At 69.3% G+C, this 15559-nt stretch carries 16 protein-coding genes; 4 read left to right on the forward strand and 12 right to left on the reverse strand.

Annotated features, from left to right (window positions below):
* Positions 1–27 precede the first annotated feature (27 nt).
* On the reverse strand, positions 28–1014 hold the full coding sequence (locus ACFY5A_RS03955) for a LacI family DNA-binding transcriptional regulator (RefSeq protein ID WP_105676385.1): 987 nt from the start codon (positions 1012–1014) through the stop codon (positions 28–30).
* A gap of 105 nt (positions 1015–1119) precedes the next feature.
* Here ACFY5A_RS03955 and ACFY5A_RS03960 point away from each other — a divergent pair, with 105 nt between their 5' ends.
* Positions 1120–2253, forward strand: coding sequence for a glycoside hydrolase family 172 protein (locus tag ACFY5A_RS03960; RefSeq protein WP_387231940.1), 1134 nt, complete (start codon positions 1120–1122; stop codon positions 2251–2253).
* A 10-nt stretch (positions 2254–2263) separates the two neighbouring features.
* A complete protein-coding gene (locus tag ACFY5A_RS03965; protein ID WP_387231941.1) occupies positions 2264–2851 on the forward strand; it encodes an AAA family ATPase in 588 nt (195 codons plus the stop codon).
* A 184-nt stretch (positions 2852–3035) separates the two neighbouring features.
* Here ACFY5A_RS03965 and ACFY5A_RS03970 read toward each other — a convergent pair whose 3' ends face one another.
* The 7 genes from ACFY5A_RS03970 to ACFY5A_RS04000 form a co-directional block, all read right to left on the reverse strand.
* Positions 3036–3476: a DoxX family protein gene (locus tag ACFY5A_RS03970; protein ID WP_105676389.1), complete on the reverse strand. Its 441-nt coding sequence runs from the start codon at positions 3474–3476 to the stop codon at positions 3036–3038.
* Between the two features lie 160 nt (positions 3477–3636).
* Positions 3637–3885 carry a hypothetical protein gene (locus ACFY5A_RS03975; protein WP_387231942.1) on the reverse strand — a complete coding sequence of 83 codons (249 nt, stop codon included), beginning with the start codon at positions 3883–3885 and terminating at the stop codon, positions 3637–3639.
* 407 nt (positions 3886–4292) lie between these two features.
* Positions 4293–5393: a DUF4185 domain-containing protein gene (locus ACFY5A_RS03980; RefSeq protein WP_387231943.1), complete on the reverse strand. Its 1101-nt coding sequence runs from the start codon at positions 5391–5393 to the stop codon at positions 4293–4295.
* 32 nt (positions 5394–5425) lie between these two features.
* Positions 5426–6319 (reverse strand): carbohydrate ABC transporter permease, encoded by an 894-nt coding sequence (locus ACFY5A_RS03985; protein WP_105676393.1) that lies wholly within the window; start codon positions 6317–6319, stop codon positions 5426–5428.
* A complete protein-coding gene (locus ACFY5A_RS03990; protein ID WP_223585646.1) occupies positions 6319–7245 on the reverse strand; it encodes a carbohydrate ABC transporter permease in 927 nt (308 codons plus the stop codon). The genes ACFY5A_RS03985 and ACFY5A_RS03990 overlap by 1 nt, the downstream gene beginning before the upstream one ends.
* Positions 7246–7319: 74 nt before the next feature.
* Entirely contained in the window at positions 7320–8684 is a 1365-nt protein-coding gene (locus ACFY5A_RS03995) for an extracellular solute-binding protein (RefSeq protein ID WP_341941007.1), read from the reverse strand.
* Positions 8685–8836: 152 nt separating this feature from the next.
* Entirely contained in the window at positions 8837–9982 is a 1146-nt protein-coding gene (locus ACFY5A_RS04000; protein WP_387231944.1) for a DUF4185 domain-containing protein, read from the reverse strand.
* Positions 9983–10055: 73 nt separating this feature from the next.
* On the opposite strand from ACFY5A_RS04000, the gene ACFY5A_RS04005 reads away from it, so the two are divergent.
* Complete coding sequence (locus ACFY5A_RS04005) at positions 10056–10991, forward strand: hypothetical protein (protein WP_387231945.1); 936 nt, start codon at positions 10056–10058, stop codon at positions 10989–10991.
* Positions 10992–11214: 223 nt separating this feature from the next.
* On the opposite strand, the gene ACFY5A_RS04010 is transcribed toward ACFY5A_RS04005, so the two are convergent.
* A complete protein-coding gene (locus ACFY5A_RS04010) occupies positions 11215–11634 on the reverse strand; it encodes a hypothetical protein (RefSeq protein ID WP_341941004.1) in 420 nt (139 codons plus the stop codon).
* 246 nt (positions 11635–11880) lie between these two features.
* Here ACFY5A_RS04010 and ACFY5A_RS04015 point away from each other — a divergent pair, with 246 nt between their 5' ends.
* Positions 11881–12519, forward strand: coding sequence for a Pr6Pr family membrane protein (locus ACFY5A_RS04015; protein WP_386950004.1), 639 nt, complete (start codon positions 11881–11883; stop codon positions 12517–12519).
* A gap of 7 nt (positions 12520–12526) precedes the next feature.
* Here ACFY5A_RS04015 and ACFY5A_RS04020 read toward each other — a convergent pair whose 3' ends face one another.
* From ACFY5A_RS04020 to ACFY5A_RS04030, 3 genes are all read right to left on the reverse strand, one after another.
* Positions 12527–13888, reverse strand: a complete 1362-nt coding sequence (locus tag ACFY5A_RS04020; RefSeq protein ID WP_387231946.1) for an FAD-dependent oxidoreductase — start codon at positions 13886–13888, stop codon at positions 12527–12529.
* Between the two features lie 109 nt (positions 13889–13997).
* A complete protein-coding gene (locus ACFY5A_RS04025; protein WP_341941001.1) occupies positions 13998–14429 on the reverse strand; it encodes a heat shock protein transcriptional repressor HspR in 432 nt (143 codons plus the stop codon).
* Positions 14430–14573: 144 nt separating this feature from the next.
* Positions 14574–15554 (reverse strand): DnaJ C-terminal domain-containing protein, encoded by a 981-nt coding sequence (locus ACFY5A_RS04030; protein ID WP_387231947.1) that lies wholly within the window; start codon positions 15552–15554, stop codon positions 14574–14576.
* Between the last annotated feature and the right edge of the window lie 5 nt (positions 15555–15559).

Genomic DNA, 15559 nt, shown 5'->3' on the forward strand with positions numbered 1-15559 from the left:
CCTGAGGGAGCATCCGTCCGGATCGGCTCAGACGCGCAGGGCCGAGGCGGGCTGCACCTCGTTGCGGAGCACGATCGTGCGCGCCGGCTGGGTGTCGCCGCCGATGCGCTCGAGCAGCATCCGGGCCGCCGTGACGCCCATATGGCGCGCGGGCAGGCGCACGACCGTCACCGCGGTCGGCGACAGCGTGGTGAAGGGAAGGGAGCCGATGACGGCGACGCCGACCTTGGGCGGGGTGAGCCCCCGCTCGGTGAGCACCTGGATCGCCCCCACTCCGATGAGGTTGTTTCCGGCGACGACGGCGTCGGGCGGCTCGGGCAGGGCCAGCAGCTCCTCCATCGCCGCGCGACCGCCGTCCACGCGGAAGGTCGCGAAGCGCGCCAGGGACTCGATGTCGGCATCCGGCTGCGCGGCCGACAGGGCGGAGCGCCACCCGGCCGCACGCTCGGCGGCGGTGTCGATGTGCTCGGGGCCGCCGATGTAGGCGATACGGCGGTATCCCGCGTTGATCAGGTCCTGTGTCGCCGAGGTGCCGGCGGCGCGGTTGGCCATGACGACCCCGTCGATGTCGTAGCTCGTGCTGCGGTCGACGGCCACCACCGGCCGCCCCGTCGCGAGGATCTCATCGAGGCTGGTGCCCTCGTCGGCGGTCGCGATGATGACGCCCGACATGTGCTCGGCGACCGCGATGCGCAGGTAGGTCGCCTCCTTCACGGTCTGCGAATCGGAGTTGCACAGCACGACGGAGTACCCGGCCTCGGAGGCGACGTCCTCGACGCCGCGGGCCATCTCGGTGAAGTAGGGGTTCTCGATGTCAGGGATGACGAGGGCGATGACCTCGGAGCTCTGACGGCGGAGCGTGCGCGCGGTGCGGTTCGGCGTGAAGTTCAGCTTCGCCGCAGCATCCCGCACGGCGGCCACCTTCTCGTCGGAGACGCTCGTGCCGTTGAACACGCGCGAGACCGTCGCGGGAGAGACGCCCGCGAGCGCCGCGACGTCGTAGATCGTAGCCATGCCCACCCTCACTGCTGCCCCGACCCCGTCGGAGATGAAAGCAACAGTAGCGCGCAGGAGGGCGATCTATGGCGTTCAGGAGTGAAATCGATTACATTGGCGCTCATGACTTTCACACCCTCCGATCTGGCATCCCTCGCAGCGCTGCGCCCCGTGCAGACGCGGTCGATCTCGCCGGAGAACTTCGATGGATCCGCTGGGGGCGGGGGCCGGGCGACCGAGGGAACGGGGGCCTCGTGCGCCCGCGACCTCGGCCCCGGCTGGAAGATCTCGCCGAGCGTCGACGTGAAGGCGGGAGAGACCTTCGACCTCGCCCGCATCCAGGGATCGGGCAAGATCACGCACATCTGGATCACCACCCACACCGACAACTGGCGCACGCTCCTGCTGCGCGCCTACTGGGACGGCGCAGACGAGCCGGCCGTCGAGGTCCCCTACGGCGACTTCTTCTGCAACGGCTGGGGCGTCTTCGCGCAGGTGAACTCGCAGGCCATCGCCGCGAACCCGCACGGCGGCTTCAACTCGTACTGGCCCATGCCGTTCCGCGACGGCGCGCGCCTCACGATCGAGAACACCTCAGACGTCGACGTGCGCATCTACTACCAGGTGACGTACGAGATCGGCGGCGACCACTCGAACGACGCGTACTTCCACGCGCAGTGGCGGCGCTCGAACCCGCTCGAGGACCTCACACCCCACGTCATCCTGGAGGGCATCGAAGGCCAGGGCCAGTACGTCGGCACCTACATCGCCTGGGGCGTGAACTCCAACGGCTGGTGGGGCGAGGGCGAGATCAAGTTCTACCTCGACGATGACACCGAGTACCCCACCATCTGCGGAACCGGCACCGAGGACTACTTCGGCGGCGCGTGGAACTTCGACATCCCCGGCAAGGGATACACCGAGTTCTCCACGCCCTACCTCGGGATGCCGCAGGTCATCACACCCGATGGGCTGTACGTGAGCCAGCAGCGGTTCGGTATGTACCGCTGGCACCTGCTCGACCCGATCCACTTCGCGACCGGCATCCCGAAGGTCGACATCCAGGCCCTCGGATGGCGCAGCGGCTGGCGCTACCTGCCGCTCCGCGACGACATCGCCTCCACGGCGATGTTCTACCTCGACCGCCCCACGGCTCGTCGGCCGAAGACGCCGACCGCAGACGACCTGGAGGTGCACCTAGGCACGGCCCCGGTGCCCGACATCGGGGCGACCCCGCCGCGCGAGCCGCGGAGCTGACGGAGGGCGGATGCTGTTCTCTCTGACCGGTGCGAGCGGCGCGGGCAAGTCGACCGTGCTGGCGCACCTCGAGACCGTGGACTGGGGAGTCCCGGTCCGCTGCGTGGAGTTCGACTCGATCGGGGTTCCCGACGGGGCGGACACCGCGTGGCGGCACGGCGCCGTCGAGCGCTGGGTTCAGCAGGCGCTGATCGCCCAGGCCGACGGCGCCCACGTGCTGCTGTGCGGCCAGGTGCCGATGGGCGAGCTCCTCGCCGCGCCCTCGGCCAATCAGCTCGACGGCATCCGCGTGTGCCTGCTCGACTGCTCCCCTGACGTGCGCACGGAGCGGCTGGTGCACCGCGGCGAGCATCTGGAGGCGATCGTGCACCACAACCGCTTCGGCGAGTGGTTCCGCGCGCACACCCTCGACCCCCGGCACGCCCCGGAGGTGATCCGTGTCGCGAGTCCCCTGCCGATGCGGTGGGAGCGCTGGGCCGACCTGGAACCGGGAGACCCGCGGTGGGCGGCCGAGATCATCGACACGGACGCGCTGACCCCGCGGGAGGTCGCGGCATCCGTCGAGTCCTGGGTGAGCCGCGAGCTCGCCGCCGTGTGATCACCCGCCCTTCCCCACCTCTCTCCCGCCCCGAGCCCCTCCGCCTCCGCCTCCGCCTCCGCCTCCGCCTCCGCCTCCGGGCACAGTTTCGGATCTCGGACGCGACACCCCGGCAAAACGACGGATGCCGCGGCGTGTCAGCCGCGGCATCCGAAACCGTGCCCGGTGAGACGGGCGATCCGGCTCAGGCCAGCCAGGCGGGCGCGCGGCCGCGAAGGAAAGCGCCGTCGAGCGAGAAGCGTCCGGCGCCGGTGAACGCGAGCGCGAGGGCCGCGACGCCGAGGACGGCGACGAACTCGTAGCCGCCCTCGCCGACCCAGAGGCCCGCGGGGAGGTGGACGGCGACGATCGCGACGAGCATGTCGATCGCCAGCAGGATGCCGACGGGACGCGTGAACAGCCCGAGGGCGAGCAGGATGCCGCCGATGAGCTCGACGAACGCGACGACGGGCGCCGCGATCTCGGGGAGCGGGACTCCCATGTCGGCGAAGCTGCCGATGGTCCCCGGAAGGGTGTACTCGAAGATCTTCTGCGCGCCGTGGGCGGCGAAGATCAGGCCGACCACGACGCGCAGGACGAGGAGTCCCAGCGAGGCGGAGGCGGAGGGGGCGGTGGTGTTCGTCATGAGGAGTTCTTCCTTCGTGGCAGGACACCCGCGCGCCAGGCGCGGAGCAGGGTCGTTCCCTGCCGACCACGCTAGGAAGCGGTTCTATCCGTCTCCTGTGCGTGTGACGCCCCGTTACCGCTCGCTCCATCGGCGCGCCCGCACGGCCCCCTCCACGTCGTCACGTCATCCACCTCGCCATGGCATCCCGGAGAAGAGGGATCTGCTGCCCGTACAGGTCGCGCGCCTCACGCGCCCACGAGCTCTGCCCTCCGTCCCGCTCGACCTGGCGAAGCTCATGGCAGATCGCCGTCGCCCAGTTCAGGATGCCGTCGGCCGTCATCGCCATCCGAGCGCCGAGGAAGGTCGACCGCAACGACTCGGCCCTCCACCCGTTCACGAGCAGCGTCGCCCAGTCCAGGCCGTTCATGCTCGCCGAGGAGGTCGATCTCCCCCGCGCTGAGAAGGCCGCGCTGGCGTCCCCAGCCGAGTCGACGGCGATAATCGACCCGATGTCCGTCCACCGGAGACTCCCACCCGGCGGTGGAGAGCGCGAGGTCGAGGCACTGCTTCGCGGTCGTCGGCGGGACGTGGCGGTCGAGGATCTTCCCCTCGCCGAGCACTGCACCGTCGAGGCGACGCAACACCATCCCCTCCGACCCCCAGGAGACGAGCCGCGGGGCCCGAAAGGGCGGGGGTACGACCTCCATGGCGAGATAGTGCAGCGCCTCGTTGACGGATCGCTCGCGAGAACGCCCCGTCTTGACGACGACCTCTGCCGAACCGCTGTCCATGGCCCCTCCTCGCCGCGCGCCCGCCGCGCCCCGCGCGGCGGACTCAGACGAGCCCCTGCACCCGGAACTGCTCGGAGTGGTAGACGCTGTTGTTGTCGGTGCGCCACTGGCTGACGCTGAGGTGGAGGTCGGAGAGCGTCGACCCGGGGATGATGTATCCGCCGTAGAGCTGCGCCACGTGCGAGGCGTCCTCCTGGTTCCACTCCGACCCCGTGAGCAGGGTGGTCTTCGTGGCCGTGTAGAGGTTGTCGGTCGGGGTGTTCAGCACCATCGCGTCGATCCGGTACGCGCCGGAGTTGAACCACGTGAGGATCCATTTGCCGCCGAGGGGCCGCAGGCACATCTCGCCGAACGTGCCGCCCAGCACCTCGGTGACCGGCTTGCCCCATCCCCATGAGCCGTTCGCGTACCCCCAGGGCTGGTAGGCCGACAGCGTGGTCATGTTGTTCGACGGCACCCGGTAGAGCACGATGCCCTTGTCGCGCTGGAAGCCGGTGCCGTAGATGTACACGTAGCCGTCGTTGCCCTCGCCCCACGTGATGCACTGGAACTTGCCGCCGGCCATGTCCGCGGGGAACTGCAGCCCGGTGTGCTGCCAGGTCGCGCCGTTGTCGTCGGACTTCCACAGCTCCGTCCAGCGCACCGTGCCGAACTGCGGGCCGTTGACGATCGCGTGCAGGTACATCCGCGAGCCGATCGTGATGACGTCCGACGGGATGACGGTCGTGAAGTAGTTGTCGTGCGGGTAGTACCAGAGCTGCGGGGCCGTGCCCTGCGTGTTCGCGCCGGCACCCGCGCAGCCGTTGAACGTGACGCCGGAGACGAGGTTCGTGGTCGACGAGTACAGCGCCACCGGCGAGCGCCAGTTCGCGCCGCCGACGTGGTCGGTCCAGGTGTCGCCGAACATGAACAGCATCCGTCCGTCCGGCGTGCGCGCGGGGATGCCGAGATCCGTCGCCCCCACCCCGTACTGCAGGGGCGCCTGGGTTCCGGCCAGCACCTTGACCCTCGTCACGGTGAGACCGGCGGCGGATGCCGGTGGCGCAGGGGCCGTCGCGGCGATGAAGGCCGCGCCGATCACCGCTGCTCCCTGGATGAGTCCTCGGCGGCTGATGCCGCGCTCGTTCGTGCTCTCGGTCTCCATCGACCGCTCCTCTCATCACCGCATGGGTACTGCTACTTGAGACCTGCCATCTTGATGTTGCCGATGATCTGCCGCTGGAAGATCAGGAAGAGGATGATGACCGGGGCCGCGGCCAGCACGGAGCCGGCCATGAGCAGTCCCAGCTCGGTGCTGCGCTCGGAGCGGAAGGTCGCGAGGTACTGCTGCAGCACGAACTTCTCCGGCGAGGTGATCGTGAGGATCGGCCAGACGTACGAGTTCCAGTAGGCCAGGAAGGCGGTGATCCCCATCACGACGAACGGCGGCTTGGAGAGCGGCAGGAAGATCCGCCAGAAGATGCCGAACCTGCCGCAGCCGTCGAGCATCGCCGCCTCTTCGAGGCTCTTCGGGATGTTCAGGTAGAACTGCCGGATGAAGAACACCATGCCCGCGCTCGCGAGCCCGGGGATCACGAGCACGGCGAGCGTGTCGAGCATCGCCAGCCGGGTGACGACGATGAAGCTGGTGAGCAGGATCGTCATGCCGGGGATGAACATGGTCGTGATGATGATCGCCCAGATCAGTCCCTTGAAGCGGAAGTCCAGCCGCGCGAAGGCGTACGCCGCGAGGGAGTTCACCGCGAGGCTGCCGACCGTGAACAGCACGGCCCCGAAGAACGTCCAGATCATCGTCCGGAGGAAGGTCGGGTCGGCGAGGATCTGCGCGTAGTTCTGCCACAGCCACACCTCGGGGAAGAACTGGAAGGGCGTCTCGACGACCTCGGTCTTCGACTTGAAGCCGGCGATCACCATCCAGGCGAGCGGGAACAGCGACGCGACCACGAACAGTGCGCCGACGATCACCTTGCCGAGGAGGACGAGCCATCCTCCGGCGCTGCGCGGCGTCCGCGTCGAGCGCGGCTCCTTGCCGGCGAGGACGATGCGGGTGGTCTCCTGCATGACGGCCATCAGTCCACCAGCCTCTCGGAGTTGACGAACTTGAACACGAGGGCGGAGATCGTCCCCAGCACGACGAACAGCAGCAGCGCCGCCGCGATCGAGTAGCCGACGTTCACGTCGTTGCGGAAGTGGTTGAAGATGAAGAGGTTCGGCAGCGTCGTGGAGTCGAGCGGTCCGCCCTGGGTCATGACGAGGGGCAGCTCGAACTGCTGGATCGCCGCGACGAAGCCGGTGATGAGCAGGTACAGCACGACGTTCTTCATCTGCGGGATCGTGATGTACGAGGTCTTCTGCCACCAGTTGGCGCCCTCCATCGCGGCCGCCTCGTAGTACTCGGCGGGGATGTCGACCATCGCGGCGACCATGATGAGGGAGGTGAGGCCCATGCCCAGCCAGATCGCGGGCACGGCCACGGCGATCAGCGCCCACTTCGGGTCGCCGATCCAGGCGATCGGCTCGATGCCGAAGTTCCCGAGGAACGCGTTCAGGAGTCCGCCGGAGTAGTTGTAGATGAGCACGAAGATGATCGAGGCGATCACGGCGGAGATGATCGTCGGGATGTAGATGCTGACCTTCAGGATGCTCGCCGCCCGACGCGACACGGCGACCACGAGGCTCGCGAAGAAGAAGGCCAGCACGAGCATCACCGGCACCGTGAGGAGCACGAACGCGAAGCCGCGTCCGATCGTGGCGAGGAACAGCGGATCCTTCAGGACGTTGGCGTAGTTGCGGATGCCGACGAACTCGGGATCCTTGTAGAAGCTCCAGTCCTGGAAGGACAGGTATCCGGCGTACACCGCCGGCCAGATGACGAAGATCCCCAGCAGCACCACGACCGGCAGCAGGAACCAGTAGGCGGTCCTGTTATCGCGGTATCGATAGCGGTTCTTCCTGCGCCGGGTCTCCCGGCGCTCCTCCACAGCCTGGCTGGCCATATCCACCTCGTCGTGCTCTCGGGGCGTCGTCCCGCCCGGGGCCGCTGGGGCCCCGGGCGGTCACGCGGGCAGGGTCAGTTCTTCGGGGCCTTGTCCGGCAGCCCGTCGCGGTCGATCACGGTCTGGATCGCGGCGTTCGCGGTCTTGATCGCGTCGTCCACGGAGGCGGAGCCCTTCATGACCGACTCCATCGCGGTGCCGACGGCCAGGTTCACATCCCACGGGTAGGTGGAGCCGGCGATGGCGTCGGGGGCGATCTCGTCGACGATGACCTTCGACCAGGGGGCCTTCGCGGCCTCCTCGCTCGCGGCGACGGCATCCTGCACCGACTGCCGCACGGGCACCTTGGTGAACTGCGTGTTCACGAAGAACGGCACGAGGTTGTCGGGGTCTCCGGCGATGGCCCATTCGAGGAACTTCCCGGCGGCATCCGCGTTCTTGGTCTTCGCGTCGACGACCCAGGTGAAGTTGCCCATGGTGGTGGCGGTGCGGCCGTCGGCGTCGGACGAGCTCGGGAAGCGGCCGACGCCGGTCTTGCCGAGCAGGTCGGCGTAGTCGGAGCCGATCTCCGACATCATCCACGAGCCGGAGACCTTGAAGGCGACCTTCTGCTGTCCGAAGTCCTCGCCGGCGACGTAGGCCGCGAGGGGCTGCTTGGGCATGTAGCCCTTGTCCCACAGCACCTTGTACTGCTCCATGAGGGCGCGGTAGCCCTTGTTGTCGATGTCGGGGGCCGACCAGTCATCGGTGAGCGCCAGGTGTCCGGCGAAGTTGTACTGCTGGCCGACCGTCGACCAGGCCATCGTCACGGCATCCTGCGCCGGGGAGATGCAGTACTGGCCGTCGCCGAGCGTGGGCTGGATCTTCGCGCAGGCGGCGAGGAGGTCGTCCCAGGTCTCGGGGGCCTTGCTGGAGTCGACGCCCGCGGCGTCGAGCATGTCGGTGTTCCAGAAGAGCACGGTCTGGGGCTCGAGGAGCAGCGGATACGCGTAGTGCTTGCCGTCGATCTCCGAGATGGAGGAGGCGATGTCGAGGATCTCGCCGATCGCGTCCTTCGAGACGATGGAGTCGAGCTCGTGCACGGAGCCCGCGTTCACGAGGTCGTGGAGGTTAGCGGAGCTGGTGTAGACGTCGGGCGCCTTGCCTGCGGCCTGCGCGGCCTTCATCTTCTGGTCCCAGGCGTCCGCCGGCACCTCGGTGTCGACGACCTTGATCTTGTCCTGCGAGGCGTTGAACTTCTTGACGATGTCGGCGTACCACTCGTTCTCCACGGGGGTGAACGTGCGATGCCAGAACTGCACGGTGGTGACGCCGTTCTCGCCGCCGCCTCCCGCCGACTCCCCCGGCGTGCCCGAGCCGCAGGCGGCGAGCATCGATCCGACCGTCAGCGCGCCGAGAGCGGCGATCGCCGTGCGGCGCGTGCGTGTGGTGATTCTCATGGGTTCCTCCTCAGGAACGGACTCCTCGTCGAGTCGCTGCTGTGTGCTCGGCTGCCGCCGAAGGGTTCCGGCCGCGCCGTCGATCTTCGGTGACCGGGTATGCGTCAGATTATGCGAAATCGATTTCATGCGCAAGGTCTCAGATGTGCTTCTCAGCCCTTCCGTTCGAGATCCGCCGAGAACCAGAACACGTTGTACGGTCCCCAGAGGGAGAGCGTGAAGTAGATCGTCCTGCCGTCGTCGCTCACGTAGCGCGGATTCAGGTAGGGCGAGTACAGCCCCGGGTAGTCCGCGCCCGGCACGAGTTCGATCGGGTCACCCCACGGCCCCCACGGCGTGATCCCCTCGCGGATGTAGGCGTTCCCGGCATCCGAGTAGGTCATGATCCAGTGCTCCAGGTACGTCGACCACATCACGGAGAGCTCGCCGATCGTGCCCTCGACGATGGTCTCCGCGTCCGCGAGATCACTGCTCCAGCGCGGGATCGCCCCGTCGGCGCCGGCGAAGTAGGAGTAGGCGGACTGGTCCTCGACCGCCTCCTCCGTCGCCCGAACGCGCATCAGCTGCACGCCGCCGAAGCGCCCCGAGGGGATCGACCAGAAGTAGATCCAGTCCTCGCCCCCTTCGCTCACGCGCGCCGTGGCGACCTGCACGAAGTTCGAGTCCCCCGGCCATTCGACGCCCTCGACGGGCTGCCAGGTCGTGCCGTCGTCGCGCGACACGATCAGCGCCGAGCGGTTCGCATCCCAGGCGCCCGGCTCTCCCCAGAACCGCACGGACATGTACGACACGTAGATCGCATCGCCGACCGTGAAGCCGTATGTCGGGATCTTCGTCACCTCTCCCCCCGCCCCGTTGGCGTCGTGATCGCCCTCGATCAGTGCGGCGGCCAGGCCGACGTCATCCGTCACCCAGCCATCGAACGAGATGCCGTCGGAGGGGTCGTCGTCGGTGCTCCAGGCCGCGACGTTCGACCGCCAGAAGCCGCCCTGCCCGCCGATCGACTCGGGGTCGCGCTCCCCGAACGTGTCGCCGAACAGGAAGAGCGTGCGGTCACCGACGTCGACCATGGATCCGAGATCGGTGCCGGCGACGGACACGGATGCCGTGTCGTTCATGGCGTCCGGACCGGTGAGCTGCGCGATCTCGGTGAGGCCGGAGACGCCGTCGAGCACGAAGGGCCTGTCGGGGTTCGGGTCGACGCTCACGCCCGATCCCCCTGCGCATCCGGCGAGCGCCAGAGCGAGGACGACGGATGCGGCGACGGCGGTCCTGCGGGGTGCTGCGGTGACGGACATGATCCTCCTCGATCGGCGACGGTCATGGACCCGAATCTAGCGAAATCGATTTCAAGACACTAGGGTCTTCGGCATGTCCGATTCCGACTCGACCCCGTGGTTGCGCCCATCCCGCAGCGCCTCCTCCGAGCCCCGGTGGGGGCACCCGGACGGCCTCCAGATCGGCATCGCGCCGATCCCCGGGCCGCGTGGCCTCCTCCGCGTGTTCACCCCGTACCTCGATCACCCGCGCGAACGGCTGGTGAACTTCGTCGCTGTCGAGCCGATCGTGCAGGGCGGCTCGGAGCGCGGATTCTCCGAGCTGGAGGCGAGCAGCCTCGACCCCGGCCAGCGCGGCAAGAGGTTCTGGTCGGCCGACTCGTCCGACCTCGCCGAGCAGGAGCCAGACGCCCCGCCGGCCCGCGGCGTGATCGATGCCATCGACGGCGTCGAGACGCTGACCGTGTGGATCGGCGTCGAGCGCTTCGACAGCGGCGCCGACGTCAGAGTGCGGGTGCGGTTCCGGGCCGACCGACCGCACGAGGTCGAGCTCGCGGGGTTCGCGAACGCGGCATCCGCTCCGCTGTCGCACCTGATCCTCACCGCGACCATGGGCAACTGGGCGCGCCTGCGCCGCCTGCACCTCGCCGGGCGCGTGGTGGCACCCGCCGAGCTGTGGCCCGGATTCTCCGGCACCGGGTTCGCGGAGCACGCGCGCTTCCCACTCGACGCCCTGACGCGCGACGGGGATGCCGCGATCGTGAGCGCCACCGGAGATGAAGACGACCCGTGGCCGGTCGAGTACTCCGCCGACACGGCCGACCACTGGCGCTTCCTCGGACGGAGGGCGGTGCAGTCCTGGCGCGTCGACGACCCCCATCCGGCTCTCGAGGCGCTGGTCAACGCACGGTGGTCGTACTGGGCGAGCGCCTCGCCCATCCCCGGCGGTCCCGCCTACGAGAACGTCGAGGTCGTGGAGCCGTTCCGGCAGGGCGCCGCGCTCCGGTTCTCGGTCGAACCCGTGGACTGATCACGACGCCGGGTCGCCCCACCATCCCGGGCACAGCTGCGGAGCCGATGCCCGACACGCCGCGAGACGCTTCGGATGCCGCGGCATGTCGGCCGCGGCATCCGAAGTTGTGCCCACCGGGGCATCCGAAGCCGGGCCCGGGCCCCTTCAGACCCGGCCCGGGGCGCAGAGAAAGGCGGCCTGCCCTCGAGATCGAGGACAGGCCGCCGCAGTCATGGGTGACTCAGGAGCAGAGTTCCTGCAGCTTCAGTCCCGACTCCTGGATCGCGGTCGACGAGGCCGTGAGCTTCTCGGTCGCCTTGGCGGCGCTGGACGGGTCTTCTGCGACGTCCTTCATGAGGGTCGCCAGGTCGCTGTAGGCGTCGGTGAACTTGTCGAACACGGGCTTGACCTCCGTGTTGGTGACCTTCTCGGCGAGCTTCTGGAACTCGTCATTGACCCCGGCCAGCGCCTCGGCTGCAGCCTTCGGGTCGGTCGCCGCCTCGGTCATGGCGGTCTGGGCCTCGGTGCTGATCTCCTGACCCTTGTCGTTGATCAGCTTGCAGGCGTCGGCCACCGACTGGCCCCCTCCGGAGCATCCGGTCAGTCCCACGGCGATCGCGATCGCAGTGATGAAAAGCGCGCCCTTGCGTGCTGTACGCATAATGTCCTCCTCCAGTCACGCAGAAGGCTTCTCGCGCCCCCCGCTATGAAGAATCTATTGCATGTCGATGAATTCGAGAATCTGCGGACGCGGCACCACGAGCGGAGACCCCGCGCGCGGACCGTGCACGGCGGCCGGTCGGATGCGTGAGCCGAGGAGAGCGGTCACGCTGACCCGCGCCCTCAGCCCGACTCCGTAGACTCGCCGGATGGCGCGAACCCGCGCGGGGAAGGGGCAGAGGCGAAGGTGAGGGCACGAGCGGTCTTCGGCGTGCTGCGTCTCGCCGCGGCGGCCGCCTGCGTCGTCGCTCTCGTGCACCGGTTGTTCTGGGGCCTCAGCTCGCGCACGATCGCCGGAGAGAACTTCTTCGCCTACCTCACCGTGCAGTCGAACTGCGCACTCGTCGTGGTGCTCGTGATCGGCGGAGCGCTGGCGTTCCTCCGCGCGACGGACCCCCGCTGGTTCTCCGTCTGCCTCGCGCTCGTCCTCACGTGGACGATCACCGCGGGCCTCGCGTTCGCGCTGATCGTGTGGCAGGCCGGCATCCGCGGCATCCGTGTGGACGTGCCGTGGTCCGACCAGCTGCTGCACTTCTGGCTCCCCGCGTGCACGGCGCTCGCCTGGGCGCTGACCCCGGGGCACCGCGAGGTGCCGTGGTGGGTCGTGCCCGCGTCGCTCGCGTTCCCTCTCGCATGGGGCGCCGTGACGCTGTGGCGCGGTCCGCTCGTCGGCTGGTACCCGTACTACTTCCTCGACCCGCGGCAGGTCTCGGGGCCGCCGGAGTTCCTGCTCACCAGTGCCGTCGCCCTCGCGATCTTCGCGCTGGTCGCGACGGCGATCGTGCTCATCAGCCGAACGCGTCGGGGGCGCACCGACGCCGCGTGAGCAGAGCTCAGCTCGCAGGTGCGAGGAACGGCGCCAGGGATGCCGCGGCCGCGGCGAGCACGGCGTCGTCGTCGAGGTCGGCGAAGTCCGCCGCATCCGCACCGCCGACGAGTCCGACCAGGATGTTCTCGCCCGTGAGCGGCGCGAGGTTGAACCAGGTGCGGATGGTCGCGTCGCCTCCGACGACATGCCAGATGGCGGCATCGGTGACGAGCAGCGGCTCCTCGAAACGCAGCCAGACCGTCTCGATGAAGCCCATGCTCAGATCCGCGATCGCGCCGCGCTGAGCGAAGGGCAGCTTCGGCGAGAACTCGATGCCGTCGCTCTGCAGCACTCCGAGCGGCACGGTGATCACGACGCGATCGAACGACAGCGACTCGCCCGTCGCGATGCCGAGACTCACCCCCGCGTCGTCGTACGCGACACGGCTGACGGGCGATGACAGGCTCGTCTTGACGTCGTCGAGCAGGTGGGCGGCGACCGCACCGAGATCGCCGAGCACCGCTGTTCGCTCTGCGGGAGGGATCACGGGAGGGAACCACGACGAGGCCTGGTCGGCGTCTGAGCCGGACGAGGCTGAGAGGGAGGCGAGCAGGGCGGCGAGGCCGGGCTCGGCGGGGTCGGCGCCCGCGTCGGTCAGGGCCTGCGCCAGCGGGATGTCGGCGGGGAGCGCCTGCGCCGACGCGATCGCGTCGGTGAGCACCTGGTCGGCGACGGGTTCGACGTCGCCCTTCGTCGACTTCCAGAGGGATGCCGACAGCGACCCCGTGCGGATGTCGAGCGCGTTCAGCTGCTCGCTGACGTCGGCGTCCTGCGCGCCGAGGAGCCAGCCGCCGAGCTGAGCCGGCACCGGCCAGGACTCCTCATCGACGACGGACTGCACGCGTCCGCCGACACGGTCCCTGGCGTCGAAGACCGTGAGCTCGAAGCCCGTTCCCGAGAGCCGTGCGGCCGCTGCCGCCCCGGCGAGGCCCGCACCGACGATGGCGATGCGCTCTCCGTACTCGGCCGCGGCCAGCAGCTCCTCCGCTGCTCGCGTGCCAGAACGCAGCGCACCCGACATCGTTCCCGGAGCATCGGCATCCGTCGCCTCCCCGGCGAAGAACAGCCGCCCGTCGACGGGCGCGGCGAGGGCGTCGCGCGCGCTCGCCTGCACGCCGGCGGGAGTGAAGCTGGCCGACCCCAGGGCGAACGGATCGGAGGCCCACCTGCTGCGAGCGAAGGCGAGCGGAGCGATCGTGCTGCCGGTCGGGCGCGGCGACGGGGAGCGATCGGGCGTGGGAGACGGCGCCGGTTCCGGGGTGCAGGAGGCGAGCAGCACTCCCAGGACGCCGGCTCCGGCGCCGATCAGCAGAGTGCGACGCGTCATCCTCATCGTGACGCAACGATACCGCGCGCGCATCCGTCGTCCACACAGGGGCGAGGCCTACGTGTACTCCACCGTCCCCGCGATCGAGCTGGATCAGCCCGCTGACAGATCAGTCGCGCCCGCCCCCAGGATGCCACAGCACGACCTCGGTGGAGCGTCGGATGCGCCGGCCGCCGGGCATCGGGACGACACCGGCCGACCCCGCGGCGAAGACGCGGACGCCGGGGCGATTCTCCCGTTCGGCTCGCAGCGCCGTGTCGAGCTCGGTGACGCGGCGACGCAGCATCCGGTTCTCGTCTTCCAGGTCGAGCAGCCGTGCGATGGCGGGCAGGCTCACCCCTTCGGAGGAGAGCTGCGCGACCTCGCGGAGCTGCTCGATGTTGCGGGTCGAGTAGCGGCGGGAGCCGCCGGAGGTGCGCCCTGGCACGACGAGGCCGATGCGGTCGTACTGCCGCAGGGTCTGCGGGTGCATGCCGGCGAGCTCGGCCGCGACGGCGATCGCGAACACCGGGGTGTCGGCATCCATGCGCTGCTCAGCCATGACGCGTCACCCGCCCTCGGCCGTAGAGCGAGGCGCGGCCCGACGAGGCGCGCCCCAGGTCGTCGAGCGAGCGCGGCGACGAGACGGAACGCCCCGCTGTGGGACGTCCCGTCTCGCTTCGCCCGCTCGACGACCGGAGGGATCTCATCGCCGCGCCTTCGCCATGAGGTCGGCGCGCGGGTTCTCGTTCGGCTCCAGCGACTGGAACTTCTCGAGTGCCTCGCGGGCCGCCTCGTCGAGGTGCGACGGCACGGCGATCTGCAGCTCGGCGAGCAGGTCGCCGGTGCCCTTGGTGGTGGTGACGCCGCGTCCCTTGACGCGCAGCACGCGTCCGGACGGCGTGCCGGGGGCCACGCGGAGCTTGACCGTGTCGCCGCCGAGCGTCGGCACCTCGATGGTCGCGCCGAGCGCGGCCTCGGTGAACGTCACCGGCACCACGACGCCGAGGTTGAGGCCCTCGCGCGTGAAGACCGGATGCGGGCGCACCGCGATCTGCACGACGATGTCGCCGTTCTCCCCGCCGTCCGGCGAGGGGCGACCGCGGCCGCGCAGCTTGATCTTCTGCCCGTCGGCGACGCCCGCGGGGATCTTCACCTTGAACGGCTTGCCGTCTTCGCCCTGCAGCGTGATGGTCTCGCCCTGCACGGCCGTGGCGAAGTCGAGCGTGGTGCGCGCCGTCACGTCGGCGCCGCGCTGCGGGCCTCCGTAGCCGCGGAAACCGCCCGACGTCTGGCCGAAGCGACCGGTGCCGAAGCTCCCGCCGCCCTGATTGAACATCGAGAAGATGTCCTCGAAGTCGGCCGTCTGGCCGCGGCCCTGCTGCCCGAACCGGCTGAACACGTCTTCGAAGCCGCCTGCGCCCTGACCGCTCGCCGTGAAGCGGGCGCCAGAGCCCATGGCGCGGATCTCGTCGTACTCCTTGCGCTGTTCGGCATCGGAGAGCACCGAGTACGCCTCGCTGATCTCCTTGAACTTCGCCTCGGCCGCGGCATCCCCCTGATTGGAGTCGGGGTGGTACTTGCGGGCGAGTTTGCGGTACGTCTTCTTGAGATCGGCGTCGCTGACGTCCTTCGAGACCCCGAGGGTCTTGTAGAAGTCCTTGTCGAACCAGTCCTGGCTAGCCATCGATC

The organism is Microbacterium sp. NPDC012755 (genome assembly GCF_042901325.1).
Taxonomy (GTDB): domain Bacteria; phylum Actinomycetota; class Actinomycetes; order Actinomycetales; family Microbacteriaceae; genus Microbacterium; species Microbacterium natoriense.